This window comes from Achromobacter sp. D10 (assembly GCF_035282245.1).
Taxonomy (GTDB): Bacteria; Pseudomonadota; Gammaproteobacteria; order Burkholderiales; family Burkholderiaceae_B; genus Achromobacter; species Achromobacter insolitus.
In genome coordinates, this window is the sequence record NZ_JAYJLE010000004.1 from 338,852 (window position 1) to 354,992 (window position 16,141).

Here is a 16,141-nt window from a genome sequence, read left to right on the forward strand (position 1 = left end):
CTTCAATCTATCCAACATCACATGAGCAAAATGAATTATCCGGATCTGGCAGGGAAAATCGTGGTCGTTACCGGCGCCGGGGGCGGGATTGGACGCGCCATGGCGGCGGCGTTCAGCCAGCAGGGAGCGACCGTCGTCGCCACCGACCTGGACCTTGAGGCCCTCTCCGGCGTGAATGCCGATTGCCGAAAGCTGGATGTGACGCACGCGCAGGCCGTGCGCGATCTGGCCGACGCCGTGGCGGCGCGGTACGGGGCGCTGGATGTGTGGATCAACAACGCGGGCTTCATGGCGCGGGCGCCGGCCATGGAGCTGGACGAGGCCGCCTGGCAACGCACGATCGACATCAATCTCAAGGGCACGTTCTTCGGCGCGCAGGCGGCCGCGCGGCACATGATCGCGCAAGGCAGCGGCGCCATCATCAACCTGTCGAGCTATGCGGGCGTCAAGCCGCGCCCGAATTGCGCCGACTACGCGGCGGCCAAGGCCGGCGTGGCGCACCTGACGCAGTGCCTGGCGCTGGAATGGAGCCCCAAGGGACTGCGCGTGAACGCGATCGCGCCGGGGTTCATCGAAACGCCGATGAGCAGCTGGATGCACGGCGATGCCGCCACCTACGCCGAGTACGTCGAGCGCCTGCCGGTGCGGCGCGTCGGCCAACCTGCCGAGATTGCCGATGCGGCGCTGTACCTGGCCTCGCAGGCGTCGAGCTACGTCACTGGCCATGTGCTGATGGCTGACGGCGGAGTCTCCAAGACATGATGAACGGGAACGGCATGGATTCTTACTGGGCGGGAAAGGCGGCGGTCGTCACGGGCGCGGCCAGAGGGCAAGGCGCGGCCGAGGCGCTACGCTTGTTGCAAGCAGGTGCGACCGTCTATGCCCTGGACGTGTTGCCGCAAGACGATGCCAGTTGGGCTGCGCTGCGCGCGGCCGCGGGAGAGCATGCCGGGCGCTTGCATAGCCGCGTGGCGGACGTGGCCCTTGAGTCCGATTGGGCTGCGCTTGCGGTCGAAATCGAGCAGGCGGGTGTGCCGCTCTATGGCCTGGTCAACAACGCGGGCGTGACCTTGCGCAAGACGGTGACTGAAACTACCCACGCCGAATGGCGGCGCCTGCTGGATATCAACCTGGACGGGCCGTTTCTCGCGATCCGCAACCTGGCCGGCCTGATGCCGGAGGGCGCCGCTATCGTCAACACTTCGTCGACGGCCGGGCTCACCGGGTACTTCAGCGCGGCGTACACCGCCAGCAAGTGGGCCTTGCGGGGTCTGACGCGGGCGGCGTCGCTGGAGCTGGCCGGGCGGGGTATCCGCGTCAACACGGTATGCCCGGGGCTTGTGGAAACGCCGATGATCATGCAGCCCAATGCCGTGCATGACGCTGCGCGGGCGCGGCTGTTCTATGAAGGCAACCGCGACGCCACGCCGCTTTCACGGGGCGCGGAGGCCGACGAGATCGCGGCGGCGGTGATGTTTTTGCTGGGGCCCGAGGCGTCGTTCATCACCGGCGCCGACCTGCCGGTCGACGGCGGGATGACAGGCGGGGGCGTTTACTGGCGGATCGGCAAGTCCACCGGCAATCTGTAGCCGCGGTCCCGGGCGTAGGCCCGGGACCGGGACAGGCGCCGGGGCGCCCGGTTCAGTGCTTATCGCCGTATATGTTGCCGGCGATGCCGCCGGCGGCGGCGCCGATGGCCGCGCCGGTCCAGCCGCTGCCGCCCGCGATGGCGGCAATGCCGGCGCCCGCTGCGGCGCCGATGGCGGCGCCTGACAGGGTGCCTTGTTGCTTGGAACTCATGTTGGTGCAGGCAACCAGCGACCCCATCATGAGGCCTATGGCGATCGATCGGATGACTTTCATGGCGGTCTCCTAACGGGCGCGCTTGGCGGGAGCGGCGGGAGTAGCGGGAGCGGCTGGCGCGACGATTTCGAACCAGAGCGTTTCAACCACGGGGCGGTCCATCCTGGTCGGGTTGGCTGCATACCAGCTATCCAGGCTTTCGCGCACGGAGTCGAGCGTATGGCTTTGCAGGCCCTTGGCGAAGCGGGGGATCAGCGTCTGGTTGTCCGCCGGGGCGCGGCGTTGCTGATAGGCTTGCTCTACCTGGATGAGGTTCGCCATGCCAAGCAGGTAGGCCTTTTTCAGGTTTGCGTCGGACTCAGTCCATTGCTTGCCGGTGATGATGGGCGCCGGATCTGACGGCGCGGCCACCACCGGCGCGGCGACCAGCAACGACAGCGCGAGCGCTGCCGGACCAAACAGGTGTTTCACTTTCATCGCATCGCTCCTTGGAGGAACAAAAGATAGAAAAACAACCCAATGACGCCATTCGCGCAGCGCGCTCTTGGTGAGAGCGACGGCGACCAGACCAATTTAGGCTTGAACGCATGCTTGCGCAAGGGGCCACGCCGGGGCGCTTGTTGCTTCCCACGGCATGCGGGGCTGCACTTTGCATGGCGGCATATTGGAGCGCCCGTAAACACGTTACCGATTCTGGCAAGCCTGATCAAATGAAACAGCGTTCGCCGACTCCGTGATTTAGCTGTACATATTGCGAGGGCGTTTGCCGCCCTGACTGTCGCGTCGAGCGGCATGGCCCCCTCGATGCCGGCAGGCAGATAGAAGACAGATAAACCCGAGGAGGAGTCAATGCGTACGTTCAAACGCAGGGCCGCGGCATTCTTGGCGAGCGGGCTCGTTGCAGTGCTGGCAGGCTGCGCGTCGCCCGGAGGCAAGAAAGAAACCGTCGATATGAAAGGGCTGTCCCAGCCGGTGGAAATCGTGCGGGATCGGCATGGGGTGTCCCATATCTATGCGCAGAACCAGGATGACCTGTTCTTCGCGCAGGGCTTCAGCGCCGCGCGCGACCGTTTGTGGCAGCTGGACCTGTGGCGCCGGCAGGGCGAGGGCAAGATGGCGGAACAGTTCGGCCCGCGGTTTGTCGAGCAGGATCGCGCGGCGCGGCTCTTCCTCTACCGCGGCGACATGCAGGCCGAATTCGCCAGCTACCATCCCCAAGGCAAGGCCATCCTCACGTCCTTTGCGGCAGGCATCAATGCCTATGTCGACTGGGTCAAGGCAAATCCGGAGCAGATGCCGCCCGAGTTCAAGCTGACCGGCACCGAGCCGGGCTATTGGAGTCCCGAGACTTCACTTATCCGCATCTACGGCCTGACGCGCAACCTCAGCGAAGAGGTCCGGATGGCGCAGCGGGTCGCCGCGCTGGGACTGAATGCCGTGCAGGGACTCAGCACGTTCGAGCCACCCCTGGCCCTGCAGGTGCCGGCCGGTCTGGACGTGCGCCAGATCGACAGCACTGTCCTGGCCGACTACAACCTGGCGCGCAACGGGCAGAAGTTCGTGGCGGCGGATTTCCCGCGCAGCCCGCTCGCGGCAGCCGAACGCGAGCAGCTCGCGCGTGATCTGTCGGCCAACATGCTGGCGTCGCTGGATCCCGCCTTCGATCCCATGGCAACCCGGTACGAAAGCAATAACTGGACCATAGGCGGCCAGCACACGGCCACCGGCAAGCCCATCCTCGCGGGCGACCCGCACCGGTCCATCACCATGCCGTCGCTGCGCTACATGGTGCACCTGAACGCGCCGGGCTGGAACGTGATTGGCGCGGGCGAACCCGCACTGCCCGGCGTATCCATGGGGCATAACGACCGCATCGCCTTCGGGCTGACGATCTTTGCCTTCGGCGACGAGGAAGACCTGTACGTCTACGACACCAACCCGGCCAGGCCCGATGAGTACCGCTACCAGGGCCGCTGGGAAAAGATGCGGCAGGTCGACGAATCGATCCCGGTGCGCGGACAGGCTGCCGCGGTGCGTCAACTGAAGTTCACGCGCCACGGCCCGGTGATCCACGTGGACCCGGTGCGGCACAAGGCCTACGCCTTGCGCGCGGCCTACCTGGAGTTTCCGGGCACCGCGGCCTATCTGGCCAGCCTGCGGCTGAACCAGGCGCAGAACTGGAATGAGTTCGTCGCCGGCATGGAAAAGCACTACACGCCCAGCGAGAACATGGTCTACGCGGATGTCGATGGCAACATCGGCTGGTTCGGCGGCAGCATCGCGCCGATACGCCCGCGGGCCGACTGGTCCGGCATGCTGCCCGTGCCCGGCAATGGCGACTTCGAATGGCGTGGTTTCCTGCCGGGCAACGCCTTGCCTCGGGCCTACAACCCTCCCGAGGGCTATGTGGCCACCGCCAACGAATACAACCTGCCGGCCGATTACCGCTACAAGGAAATGTCCGCCCGCACCTGGGCCGAGCCTTATCGCGTGCAGCGCATTCGCGAGGTGCTTGCCGACAGCAAGGGCCAGACGGTGCAGAGCTCGCAGGCCCTGCAGTACGACAACTTGTCCATCCCTGCGCGCACGCTGACCGGCTACGCGAAGTCGCTCAACTCGGCCGACCCCGGAACGTCGCAGGCGCTGAGCCTGTTGAAGGACTGGGACGCGCGCGTCGAAACGGAGTCGCGCGCGGCCACGGTCTATGAGTTCTGGCTGCCCGAAGTGGTCAAGCGGGTGTCTGAACTCTACGTGCCAGCCAACGGCCGAGCGGCTTTTGGCAACCTGTCGACGGCCAAGACGCTGGAGAAGCTGGCGAACCCGGACAGCGCCTTCGGCCCGCAGCCGCAGCAGGGCCGCGACGCCTTGTTGCTCCAGGCCCTGAACGATGGCATGCAGAAGCTGCGCGCCAAGCTGGGACCGGACGCTTCGCAATGGCAGTGGGGCAAGCTGCACCACATCCAGTTCGAGCACAGTCTGGCCAGCCTGCTGCCCGAAGCCACCGCCAAGGCCTACGGCACGCCGCGCTATCCGGTCAGCGGAGACAACGACACCGTGCACCGCGCCACCTTCCGGGCCAGCGACTTCCGCCAGATCAGCGGTTCGTCGTACCGGCAGGTGATCGACGTGGCCGACTGGGACAACTCGCGCGTGCAGAACGTGCCCGGGCAGTCCGCCGATCCGCGCAGTCCGTACTACAAGAACCTGCTCAAGGACTGGGCCACGGGCGAATATTTCCCCATGGCCTTCAGCCGCGCCAAGGTGGATAGCGAAAAAGCCGATACGCTGAACCTGCGTCCGGTCCAGCGCTAAAGGGCAGGGGGCGGGGATCGGGTCCGGCAATCGCTCGCACTGAGCGCTTGCCGGGAACACCCCCCCCCAAAGCCGGTCGAGCATCAATAATTAATTGACACCCAGGCAAATAATTCATAAATTATTTACCTGGGTGTTAATTATTGGGAGATGCTCGTGGCGGAGAAGGACATTGCCGCAGTGACGGCAGGCATGCGGGGCGCGTCCTGGGACGCGGAGTTGATGCGGCGGCCCTACAAGGTCGTGCCCTACGCGTTGGCCACGGCCGACGGGCAGCGCACGTTGGGCTTCCTGTTCACGGCGACGGGCAAGGAACGGACCGTGGTGTCCTTGATGCACCCGCGCGAAATGTCCGTCACGCACTACATGGTGCCGGCGGTGCTGGACGCGGGGTGCGCCTGCTGGGTGCAGGGCCCGCGCTCCATCGGCAACGACTTGCGGCTGGAACATGAGATCGCGCTGTTCGACGTGGCCGCGGGCATGAAGCATCTGCGCGACCTGGACTATGCGCGCATTGTGCTCCTGGGCAATTCCGGGGGCGCCGGGCTGTATGCGCTTTACAACCAGCAGTCGCTTTTGGCGCCGGAGGCGCGCATCGCCAAGACGCCGGCAGGCCGGCCCACCAGGCTTGCGGAACTGGATATGCCCATCGTGGATGGCCTGGTGCTGCTGTCGCCGCATCCGGGGCAGGGCAGGCTGCTCATGGCGGGCCTGGATCCCTCGGTCCTGGACGAAGGCGATCCGATGCGCTCCGATCCGGCGCTGGATCCGTTCTCCGCTGAGAACGGCTATGACGCGCAGACGGGCCAGGCGCGGTATGACCCCGCGTTCCTCGACAAATACCGGGCGGCGCAGATCGAGCGCGTCCGGCGGATCGACCGGCACGCGCATACGCTGCTGGCCCGCAAGCAGGAGGCCCGCGCCAAGGTCAAGGCGGGCTCGCAGCACCCCTTGGACCGGCAGCAGGCCGCATTCGCGCCGATTTTCAACGTGTGGCGCACGGACGCCGATCCGCGTGCGTGGGACGTCACGCTGGATCCCTCGGACCGCAAGACCGGGTCGCTCTGGGGCAAGGATCCCTTCGTGTCCAACTGGGGTAGCGTGGGCTTTGCGCGGGTTGTGACTCCGGAGTCCTGGCTGTCGACCTGGTCGGGCCTGTCGTCCAACGCGTCGTTGGAACAGACTCTGCCCGCGGTGCGCCAGCCGACGCTGCTGATCGAGTACACGGGCGACCAATGCACGTTCCCGGCCGACATCGCCGCGATCTTCGGCCAGCTCGGCACCCAGGCCAAGACACACGTGCGGGTGCGCGGCAACCATCACGGCATGGCGCTGGCCAAGGATGAACCCGCGGGCAGGACCATTGCTTCCGCGCACCTGGAAGAATGGCTGCGCGCGCATTTCTGAATACGCAGGCAGGGGACACGCCCGTTACGGGCGCAAGAGGATGAATCAATGACGAGTTTGGAAAGCATCTTGCCGGCAGAGCGCCTGCAGGGCGTGCGCTACCCGGACGAAGACCGGCTGCGCGGCTATGTGAGGCAGGGCGTACTGACCGGGGAAACCCTGGCGGGCGGTTTACGCGACGCGTTCGCCGCTCATGCGGACCGGCTGGCGCTGGTAGGACCGGACGCCCACTACACCTACCGAGAGCTGGATGAACGCAGCGACAGGTTGGGCGCGGCGTTGCTGGAGCTGGGGCTGCGTCCGCTGGACCGGGCGATATTCCAGTGCGGCAACAGCCACGAACTGCTGGTGGCGTTCTGTGCCTGCCTGAAGGCGGGGATCATTCCCATCTGCTCCCTGCAGGCGTTTCGCAGGCTGGAGATCGAATACCTGGGGAACCTGGCGCAAGCGCGGCTGCACGTGGTCCAGGGTGACGATCCGAAGTTCGACGACGTGGCTTTTGCGCAAGGTATGCGGCAATACGTGCCCACGCTGGAGTACGTGCTGCAGGCGCGCGGACAGGCCAGGGAAGGCGCCGTCACCCTAGACGGCCTGATAGCGGCCACGCCGCTGGCCGCCGCCCGCGCCCGCCTTGCACAAGTCGAGATGCATCCCTTTCAGGTCGCCGTGTTCCAGCTTTCGGGCGGGACGACCGGCGTGCCCAAGATCATTCCGCGCTTTCAATCGGAATACCTCTACAACATGCGGGCCGTGGCGGCCTGGAACCGCTACACCTGCGAGGACGTGCTGTTCTTCCCCACGCCCTACATGCACAACCTGAACATGGGGTGCTTTTTTGGGCCGTTCCTCCTGAGCGGCGCGCAAGTCACCGTGTGCCGCAGTCTGGACGAAGCCACTTTGCAGGGCCTGGTGCGGACGTATCGTCCAACGTGGTTCGGGGTGGCGGGCCCGATCCTGACGCGCATCCTGCCGGAGCTCAGCCGTGCCGGCGACATCGAAAAAGCGCGCCGCCGCTTCATCACTCCGCGCAATGCGGCGGGTTTGGCCCGGACTACCGGATCGCCGGCCTTTCATATTTTCGGCATGACCGAAGGCGTGATCATGTTCGCCAAGGAAGGCGACAGCGCAAGCGTGCTTGAAAGCTCGGTCGGCAGGCCCGTTTCCGCCTATGACGAGGTCAGGATCGTGACGCCGGGCACCGATGCCGAGGTGCCCGATGGAGAAACCGGCGAAGCGCTCTTCCGGGGGCCGTACACCATACGCGGCTACTACAAGTCGGAAGCTGAGGACGCAGGCCGCTTCACGCCCGACGGCTTCTACCGGTCCGGCGACCTGATGCGCTGCGAAGTGCACGACGGCCGGCGCTACTACTACTTCTGCGGGCGCATTAAGGACGTGGTGGACCGCGGGGGCGAAAAGATCAATGCCGAGGAAGTGGAAAACGTGCTCAACGGGCACCCGGCCATCCTGACCTCGGCCGTGGTGGGCATGCCGGATCCCATGTACGGGGAGCGCGTGTGCGCCTTCGTCATTCCCCGCGCGCCGGGCGCAACGCTGACGCTGCCCACGGTCTGCAGCTATCTGCAGGAGGTCGGGCTGGCCAAGTTCAAGTGGCCGGAACGCCTTGAAGTCGTGGACGAATTCCCCCTTTCCGCATCCGGAAAACTGAGCAAAAAGGCGCTGCGCAGCGCGATCGCGGCAACGTTAGAGGCCGAACGCGGCCAGCACCTGCATGGAGACCCAGCCAAATGAATCCTTCCCTGCCTGAAGTTTCTGCCCCCCCGTCCGTACGGCTGCATGGCGTGCACCACACCGCCAGGCCGACCTGGAAATTGTCGGAAACCGTGCGTTTCTATCGCGATCTGCTGGGCCTGCCGCTGGTGCACGCGATTTCCGCCAAGGGTTGGGGCCCCCAGAACCATCCGGATTTCCTGCACTTCTTTTTCGATAGCGGCAACGGCAGCACCATCGCCTTCTTCTACTACATCGGCACGCAGCGACCGGACCGCCTGGTGCCGACCGACCATTACCAGGACCGCGCCACGCACACCGCCTGGCGCGTCGACAGCGAGGCCGAATTGCTGCAGTGGCGCGCCCGGGTGGAGGCGGTGGGAATTCCATTGCGCTATCAGATCCGCCATGAGGTGATTGAGTCCATCTACTTCAATGATCCCAACGGCTATCCCATCGAAATCACCTGGCAGGTGCGGCCCTTCAGCGCGGAAGACGGACAGGACGCGCAGAACACCCTTGAAGCGGCGATGGCGCTGGAAGAGGAAGGATTTCATGGCATCGAGCCGGTATGGCAGGCGAAGGGCGCCGCCCTGGGCGGGCAAGTACGGGACAAAGCGGCCATCTACGTGCTGGACGTGCCAGAGTTCAAAGCCTTGCTGGACGCCGCCACCGCCACCTCGGGATACGCGACCCAGGCCGCGGGCAACGGTTACGTACGCATCGTGGGGAACCCGGGACTGCGCTTTCAGCGCAAGGAACTGGGCTTCAAGCCGGCCGTCTGGTACGGGGCGCTGACAGGGGGGCTGAACGGCCGGATCGCGCAGTTCGACATGGATGTCCTGGCCATCGAGCCGCTGGAGCAAGCATGAAAGCCGCCATTATCGGAGGCGGGCCCTCTGGCCTGTTCCTCGCCATCCTGCTCAAGCAGCACCAGCCCGCGGCGGAGGTCACCGTATATGAACAGAATCGCGCAGATGCCACGTTCGGTTTCGGCGTGGTCATGGCCGACAAGGGGCTGGATCGGCTGCGCGACGCCTCGCCGGAGGTGTTCGATGCGCTGACGGGCGCCATGCGCTTCAGCGACCGGCAGGTCATTGTCTCGAACGAGACGCCGATCACGGTGCAGCGTCCGGGCAGCGGGGGCGCAATACCGCGCATCGAATTGCTGCGCATCCTGGGTGTTCATGCCAGGCGCCTGGGCGTGGACGTGCGCTATGAGCAGCGCATCGAGGATTTCCTGGCCCTGGACGCGGATGTCGTCGTCGGCGCGGACGGCATCAACTCGCGATTGCGCGACAACGATGAAGTCGCGTTCGACGTGCAACGGCATAGCCTCACGAATCATTTCGCCTGGTACGGCGTCGAGAAAGCCTTTCCGCATCCGAGCCTGGTGTTCCGCAAGCACGGCGCCGGCTACTTCGTTGCGCACTACTATCCGTACTCGGCTTCCATGAGCACCTTTGTCGCGGAGTGCGACCATCGCAGTTGGCAGGACCTGGGCATGGAGCAAATGAGCGCCGACGAACGGCAGCACCTGTTCGAACAGGTGTTCGCGCCGGAGCTGGACGGGCAGGCCTTGGTCTCCAACCACTCCAACTGGCGGCAGTTTCCGGTCATACGCGCGCGCAACTGGCATGTCGGCAACCGCGTGCTGATCGGCGATGCGCTCAGCAGCGCGCATTTTTCCATCGGATCGGGCACGCGTATCGCCATGGAGGACGCTATCGCCCTGGCCGATGCATTGAATGCCTCGCCGGACAACATCCCCCAAGCGCTGGACGACTATCGCCGCAGGCGGCAGCCCCAGAAGCAGAAGCTGATCGGCGCTTCGGAGGCTTCCTTCAACTGGTACGAGCGCATCCGGGACTGGATGGACCAATATGGCCCCCACGAATTCGTATTCCGTTTCATGACGAGGACCGGCCGGGTCGATGTCGGCCGCCTGCGCGAGCAGTACCCGGCTCTGGTGCGGGACTTCGAGGCAGCGGGGCTGATTCCGGCCGAGTGCGAGGGGCAGCCATGAAAGCAACCGAGATGATCTTGAGCACGGAACCGTTCGTGGTCCGCCGGGAGGCGCGGTGGGGGGATTGCGACCCCGCCGGCGTGGTCTACACGGGGCGCTTCACGGACTATCTGCTGGGCGCGGTGGGACTCTATACCGAGCATCTGGGCGAGGGGAGGCGGCTGGGCGAAGCGCACGGCGTAGGCACGCCGTGCCGGGGCATGTCGTTTGATTTCACCGGCACGCTCTGGCCGGGCGATGTCGTCCACATCGCATGCAGCGTGGGGGCGCTACGCACGCGTTCCTTCGATATCCAGGTGCGCGCCACCCGTCCCGACGGCAGTCCGGTTTTCTCGGCGGTGTTTTCTCCCATCTGCGTGCGGCTGGATGCGCGCGTCGGCACGGCGGTTCCCGCCTCCTTGCGCGCGGTGCTGTTGCGGCATGGCGCGCAGGCGCAAGGGGGCTGAGGCGCAAGGATCGGCGGGTTATTTGCCAGGGGGGCAATAAAACCTTAGGATGCCCCGGTCATCCAGCTTCCCCAGAGTGTCGATATGCCCGCCACAAAAAAGCCCGCCGCCAGCGATGCCGCGCCGCGCAAGCGCGGCCGTCCGCCCCGGGTCGAGTCGCCGATCAATGACCAGGCCACGCTCAGCCGGGCCACCATCATCGAACGCGCGATCGCGCTCGCGCGCGAGACCTCGCTGGAACAGATATCCATGGTGCAGTTGGCCAGGGACTTCGGCGTTGCCCCGGGCTTGATCCACTATTACCTGGGCGGGCGCGACAAGCTGATATCGGGCGTACTCAACAACTATTACCGGGAACGCCTGGCGCGCATGCCGCCGCTGACCGGCAACTGGCGCGCAGATATTGAAACCATCGCGCGGGTCAGCCTGAACTATGCGGTGGAGAATCCCGGCGTCAGTACCTATGTGGCATCCCACAACCGTTTTCGCTTGTTCCAGGACGTCGAGTCCGGCGAAACCGACTTCGGCGCGGCGTTCTTCAACCACGTGACCACGGCCTTCATGCAAGGCGGCTTTTCGGCGGAGCAGGTGGCCTTGGCGTACCACCTGCTGGCGCAGTTCCTGGTGGCCAGCAGCCGGGCCGAGGCGTCCAAGCAACTGCCTGTCTATCATCGCGATTTCATACGCAGCAGGCTCGATGCGATGCCGGCTGACCGCTATCCGGGCGCGCGCTACGTCAGCGACGCATTTTCCAGCCTGAACACCGAACTGGCTTTTGAGGCCGGCCTGGGGATCTTGCTGGACGGCATTGCGCAATGGGCGGCGGACCCCGCCGCCAAGGCGCCACCCAGGCGCAAGACAGCCCCGCGCAAGCCGGCCTGATTCCCGACGCGCGTCCGCGTCGATTCGTGGTGTAAACCCTTATTTAACAGTCTATCAATTAAATCTATATTTAATTGATAGTGTGGCAATTAATAGGCCGCCGCGCGCATCGCGCAGCCCAAGGCCAGATAAGGAGACATCATGAAAGCACGACGCTGGCTGACGGGATTGGCCATGGTTCTGGGTTGCACCGTCTTGGGCGCCGCGGGGGCCCAGCCGTTTCCCGACAAGCCGGTCAGGATTATCGCGCCCACGGCTGCGGGCAGCGCCCCGGACATCATCACGCGGCTGATCGCCGACCGGCTGGGCCGGCAGTGGGGGCACCAGGTCATCGTCGAGAACCGGCCCGGCGGCAACGGCATCATCGGCATGAATGCATTGACCCGCGCCGATCCGGATGGCTACACGCTGGCCATGTTCCACGCGGCTGCCGCGGTCACCACGCCGTTCCTGTACCAGGCCGCCAAGTTCGACATCGAGCGCGATACCGAAGTCGTGGCCACGCTGGCCTACACACCCATGATGCTGGTCACGACGCCAGGCACGCCTTACCGTTCCGTGGCCGACCTGATCGCGGCGGCCCAGGGGGGCGAGGCGTCGGATCTGGTGATAGGCAGCCCGACGCGGGGCTCGATTCCCAACCTGTCGGTGTACCTGATCGGGCAATTGGGCAGCCGCGAATTCCGCCAGGTCAGCTTCAGCGGCACGTCGCAGGCGCTGCAGGCCCTGATCAAGGGCGACATCCCGGTCTACATCGACGGCGTCGCGCCGCTGGTGCCCCTGGTGCGCGCAGGCAAGCTCGTGCCGGTTGCGATGAGCGCCGACCGGAAACTGCCGGGCTTCGAGAGCATTCCGCTGGTCAAGGAGACCTTGCCCGGCATGGTGACATCCGGCTGGTTCGCCGTCTTTGCGCCCAAGGGGACGCCCGCGCCCGTCCTGGACACCTTGCATACCGCCATCAACAAAGCGCTGGAGGAGCCTGAGGTGCAAAGCCGTCTGGCCGACCTGGGTACCTTCGTCATGCCGCAAAGCCGGGCGCAGGCCAGTGCGTTCGTCCGGGACGAAAAGGCGAAATGGGGCAACGTGATTTCGACCGCGCACGTCAAGGCGGAATAGGGGATGGGCAGGAAGCGTTATGCAACCTGAGTTGTCCGGCTGCCGGGCCGCGCGGGCGCGGCGGACTGCGGGCGCATGGCTTAATTGACAAGGGTGCTTACCGACGGTTGCGGGCGCGCGCCACCTGGCGCAGTTAAGGTTTGCGGGTCGCACGGAATTCCCGATCCAGGAGACTGAGGCCCCATGCATTCTTCTCATCCCTACAAAACCATTGTTCCGCGCAAGCCTGCAGCCCGTACCGCAATGGGCTGGTTGCAGGAGCGCACGCAGTTCGTCAGGGCGCTATTGTCCAATCCCACCGCCATCGGCGCGGTGGCGCCGTCCGGTCCGGCCTTGGCTGCCGCTATCACCGCCTGCATTCCGCCATCCGCCGGCAAGGTCCTGGAACTGGGCTGCGGCACGGGCGTCTTCACACGAGAAATGTTGCGCAGGGGCCTGGACCCCGCCAGCCTGGTGTTGGTCGAGCAGGATTCGGCCATGAGTTCGAGCTTGAGGAGGCAGTTCCCGGAAGCTGCGGTGCTTCAGGTGCCAGCCCAGGATCTGTCACGACACCGCCACCCGGAACTGGATGGCATCGGCGCCGCGATCTGCGGGCTACCGCTGCGCAACATGAGCAAGGCCCTTCATCATCAATTGCTGTCGGCGGTGTTCGATGCCTTGCCGGCGGACGGTTCGATGGCGCTGTTCACCTATGGCGTGAAATGCCCGATATCCACGAGCGTGCTGGACGCTTGCGGGCTGCGGGCGCGCAAAGTCGGCTTTGTTCCACTGAATCTGCCGCCGGCGTCGGTCTACAGCCTGGGCCGCCAAGCTTGAGGCGCGCCGCTCGCATCCCGCGACGTTCGGCCTATCCAAATGGGTTAGGGCGACGTATTGCAAATAACTAATTGACACGTAAAGGGCGCTCAACCAACATCGCAGTCATAACTATTGGCGGCTTGAAACACGTGTGCGCGCGGGGTATACAGCCACGTCGTTGCAGGCCGGCAGGGTTTCGGAACACCCACGATTCGAGACCCCAACGAGGAGACTGCAATGCGTTCATCCCTGATCGAGAGCGCGGCGCGCCGACGCCTTCTTGCCGGCGGCGCAAGCGCCCTGGCCGCCGCCAGCCTGGGGCGCGCGGTGCAGGCCGCGGAGCCCAAGACCGCGCCTGGCGCCGCCGCACCGGCACCCGCTTCGGCACCCGCTTCGGCGTCCGCCGCCAAACCGCTGCCTGCCTATGCGGCCTGGAAGCAGCCCGAGGCGATGATCGTGCATAGCGCCAATACCATCGAAACCCGTCGCGAGGCATTCGGCAGCGGCGTGGTCACGCCGTTGCGCCAACTTTACGTACGCAACAACCTGCCGCCGCCCGACGAAGCGATCGTGGCCGATCGCGACGCCTGGATGATCGAGATCGCGGGCGTGGCCAAACCCATGTCGCTGAGCCTGGCCCAACTGAAGACGATGGGCTTGCAGACGCTGGCGATGGTTTTGCAGTGTTCGGGCAACGGCCGCGGCTATTTTCCCAACAAGCCCAGCGGTACCCCCTGGCAGGTCGGCGCCGCCGGCTGCGTGATCTGGAGCGGCGTGCCGGTGAGCGCGCTGGTTGAACATTGCGGCGGATTGACGGCTGCGGCCATGTTCATGACGGGCACCGGGGGCGAAAAGCTGCCGGATGGCCTGGATCCGAACATGGTGATGGTCGAACGTTCCGTGCCCAAGGAGGCCATGCAGGACGCCTTGCTCGCATGGGAGTTGAACGGCGAGCCGATACCGCTGGCCCATGGCGGCCCCTTGCGCCTGGTGGTGCCGGGCTATACGGGCGTCAATAGCGTCAAGTACATCAAGCGGCTGGCGTTCACCGAAAAAGAGAGCCCGGCCGCCATTCAGCAGACGGGCTACCGCCTGGCGCCTGCCGGCCAAAAAGGCGATCCCAGCCATCCCTCAGTGTGGGCCATGGGCGTGAAGTCGTGGATCAATACGCCCAGTCCGTCCGCCTCCACCTTGAAGCCTGGGCGTGTCGTGGTGCAAGGCGTGGCCTTCGGCGGCGTCAATGCCATCAAGCAAGTCGAGGTGTCGATCGACGGCGGCAAACAATGGCAAAAAGCCGAACTGGTCGGTCCCGATCTCGGACGCTACGCGTGGCGCCAGTTCGCGTTGCCGGTGGAACTGACTGCCGGAGAACATGTGCTTGTCAGCCGCGCAACCGACACCGAAGGCCGGGTGCAGGAAGAAGACCGTCCACAGAATTCCGGGGGCTACATCAACAACAGCTGGCGCGATCACGCCGTGGCCGTGGCGGTCAAGGCATGACGGCACGAATGCTGGCGTTGCCTGTGAAAATTGCGTTTTGCATCGGTTTGGCTGCCGCCAGTCTGTATGGCGCCGCGCGCGCGGCCGGCCCCGACATGGAGGCGGGCCGCGCGCTGTTCGTCGGCGCGACGCCAGCCTGTGCGCTATGCCACACCCTGAATGACGCGCAAACCAGCGGCGCCATCGGTCCCAAGCTCGACGAAATCAAACCCGACGCCGCCCGCGTCGAGACGGCCATCCGCAATGGCATCGGCCAGATGCCGGCCTACACGACACTGTCCGACAAGGAAATCGAGGTCTTGTCGACTTACGTGGCTAAGGCTACCGGGGCGCAGCAGTAAACGCGTTCGGGCGTGATGCCCGGACACGCAAGCTAGCCTGAATAGGGAAGAGCAGGGGGCTTGCTAGCCCCGCCCATACAGGACGCCGCGCATTTCCGTGGACGCCCCGAGTCGCCGCGACAGTTCGTCGGCGCGGTCGAGTATCAGGGCTTCGAATCTCGCAGCGTCGACCGTCTTCAAGCGTTCGGACGGCCCGGCGACGGTGAGCGCGCCGACGAACAAGTCGTCTTGCCCGATCACGGGAACGGACCACGACGACGTGTAGGGATCGCGCGCCCCGCAGGAAAAGATGGGCAGGTTGGTGTCGGCACGTTGCTGCGTGCCTTGCGCCCAGATTGCAAACACTTGGCCAGTGGAAGATTTGTCGGGCGGCATGACGCTGCCGGCGATGACCTGGCTGTGCAAGCCTTCGTGTGGTTGATGGCGGAACAGACATAGCCGTTGGCCCGGTTCGCCGCCTTCGACGTAGTAGGCCGCGCTTTCTCCCGTATCGGCCGAGAGCTTTTCCAGGATAGGCATCACGACGGCCGACAGGTCGAAGCCGCGCTCGTACACCCGGGCAAGGAACAGCACGCGCGGCCCCAGCCCATAACGGCCATCGGCTTCACGCACCACGTAGCCGCAACGCGCCAACGAATTGAGCAGGCGGAAGATCGTGGTCTTGTGCAGCGGCAGGCGCTGCGCGAAATCCGCCAGCGCCAAATGCTCGGCGCCAGGGCGGAAACAGTCCAGCACGCTTAGCGCGCGTTCCACCGCCACCACTCCGTCGTTACTCAACA

General features: G+C 65.3%; 16 protein-coding genes. 13 read left to right on the forward strand and 3 right to left on the reverse strand.

Features of this window, described 5'->3' with window-relative positions:
* Window positions 1-21: 21 nt before the first annotated feature.
* Both VCS63_RS13895 and VCS63_RS13900 read left to right on the forward strand, forming a co-directional pair.
* Window positions 22-762, forward strand: coding sequence for an SDR family NAD(P)-dependent oxidoreductase (locus VCS63_RS13895; RefSeq protein ID WP_223306472.1), 741 nt, complete (start codon window positions 22-24; stop codon window positions 760-762).
* Between the two features lie 14 nt (window positions 763-776).
* A complete protein-coding gene (locus VCS63_RS13900; RefSeq protein ID WP_082900652.1) occupies window positions 777-1,589 on the forward strand; it encodes an SDR family oxidoreductase in 813 nt (270 codons plus the stop codon).
* Window positions 1,590-1,641: 52 nt separating this feature from the next.
* Here the strand turns inward: VCS63_RS13900 and VCS63_RS13905 are convergent, their stop codons facing one another.
* Both VCS63_RS13905 and VCS63_RS13910 read right to left on the reverse strand, forming a co-directional pair.
* Entirely contained in the window at window positions 1,642-1,863 is a 222-nt protein-coding gene (locus VCS63_RS13905) for a YMGG-like glycine zipper-containing protein (protein ID WP_013393765.1), read from the reverse strand.
* Between the two features lie 9 nt (window positions 1,864-1,872).
* Window positions 1,873-2,280, reverse strand: a complete 408-nt coding sequence (locus VCS63_RS13910; protein ID WP_063640659.1) for a hypothetical protein — start codon at window positions 2,278-2,280, stop codon at window positions 1,873-1,875.
* A gap of 372 nt (window positions 2,281-2,652) precedes the next feature.
* Here VCS63_RS13910 and VCS63_RS13915 point away from each other — a divergent pair, with 372 nt between their 5' ends.
* The 11 genes from VCS63_RS13915 to VCS63_RS13965 all read left to right on the forward strand — a co-directional run bounded on the left by VCS63_RS13915 (window position 2,653) and on the right by VCS63_RS13965 (window position 15,362).
* The gene (locus VCS63_RS13915) at window positions 2,653-5,115 is read left to right on the forward strand and encodes a penicillin acylase family protein (RefSeq protein WP_088607679.1); all 2,463 of its coding nucleotides are present in this window, start codon (window positions 2,653-2,655) and stop codon (window positions 5,113-5,115) included.
* Between the two features lie 156 nt (window positions 5,116-5,271).
* Window positions 5,272-6,522, forward strand: coding sequence for an alpha/beta hydrolase (locus VCS63_RS13920; RefSeq protein WP_416379191.1), 1,251 nt, complete (start codon window positions 5,272-5,274; stop codon window positions 6,520-6,522).
* A gap of 48 nt (window positions 6,523-6,570) precedes the next feature.
* Complete coding sequence (locus VCS63_RS13925) at window positions 6,571-8,274, forward strand: AMP-binding protein (RefSeq protein ID WP_323880092.1); 1,704 nt, start codon at window positions 6,571-6,573, stop codon at window positions 8,272-8,274.
* Complete coding sequence (locus VCS63_RS13930) at window positions 8,271-9,125, forward strand: VOC family protein (RefSeq protein WP_063961690.1); 855 nt, start codon at window positions 8,271-8,273, stop codon at window positions 9,123-9,125. Before VCS63_RS13925 ends, VCS63_RS13930 begins: the two co-directional genes overlap by 4 nt.
* Entirely contained in the window at window positions 9,122-10,279 is a 1,158-nt protein-coding gene (locus VCS63_RS13935) for an FAD-dependent monooxygenase (protein WP_323880094.1), read from the forward strand. The genes VCS63_RS13930 and VCS63_RS13935 overlap by 4 nt, the downstream gene beginning before the upstream one ends.
* Complete coding sequence (locus tag VCS63_RS13940) at window positions 10,276-10,725, forward strand: thioesterase family protein (protein ID WP_149064573.1); 450 nt, start codon at window positions 10,276-10,278, stop codon at window positions 10,723-10,725. The genes VCS63_RS13935 and VCS63_RS13940 overlap by 4 nt, the downstream gene beginning before the upstream one ends.
* An 84-nt stretch (window positions 10,726-10,809) precedes the next feature.
* A complete protein-coding gene (locus VCS63_RS13945) occupies window positions 10,810-11,607 on the forward strand; it encodes a TetR/AcrR family transcriptional regulator (protein ID WP_112965550.1) in 798 nt (265 codons plus the stop codon).
* 141 nt (window positions 11,608-11,748) lie between these two features.
* Window positions 11,749-12,723, forward strand: coding sequence for a Bug family tripartite tricarboxylate transporter substrate binding protein (locus VCS63_RS13950; protein ID WP_238913256.1), 975 nt, complete (start codon window positions 11,749-11,751; stop codon window positions 12,721-12,723).
* Between the two features lie 183 nt (window positions 12,724-12,906).
* Window positions 12,907-13,539 carry a class I SAM-dependent methyltransferase gene (locus VCS63_RS13955; protein WP_042793554.1) on the forward strand — a complete coding sequence of 211 codons (633 nt, stop codon included), beginning with the start codon at window positions 12,907-12,909 and terminating at the stop codon, window positions 13,537-13,539.
* 219 nt (window positions 13,540-13,758) lie between these two features.
* Window positions 13,759-15,021, forward strand: coding sequence for a sulfite oxidase (locus VCS63_RS13960; protein ID WP_323880097.1), 1,263 nt, complete (start codon window positions 13,759-13,761; stop codon window positions 15,019-15,021).
* A gap of 23 nt (window positions 15,022-15,044) precedes the next feature.
* Window positions 15,045-15,362: a c-type cytochrome gene (locus tag VCS63_RS13965; protein WP_372341543.1), complete on the forward strand. Its 318-nt coding sequence runs from the start codon at window positions 15,045-15,047 to the stop codon at window positions 15,360-15,362.
* Window positions 15,363-15,425: 63 nt separating this feature from the next.
* Here VCS63_RS13965 and VCS63_RS13970 read toward each other — a convergent pair whose 3' ends face one another.
* Window positions 15,426-16,139 (reverse strand): IclR family transcriptional regulator, encoded by a 714-nt coding sequence (locus tag VCS63_RS13970; RefSeq protein WP_042797041.1) that lies wholly within the window; start codon window positions 16,137-16,139, stop codon window positions 15,426-15,428.
* Window positions 16,140-16,141 lie beyond the last annotated feature (2 nt).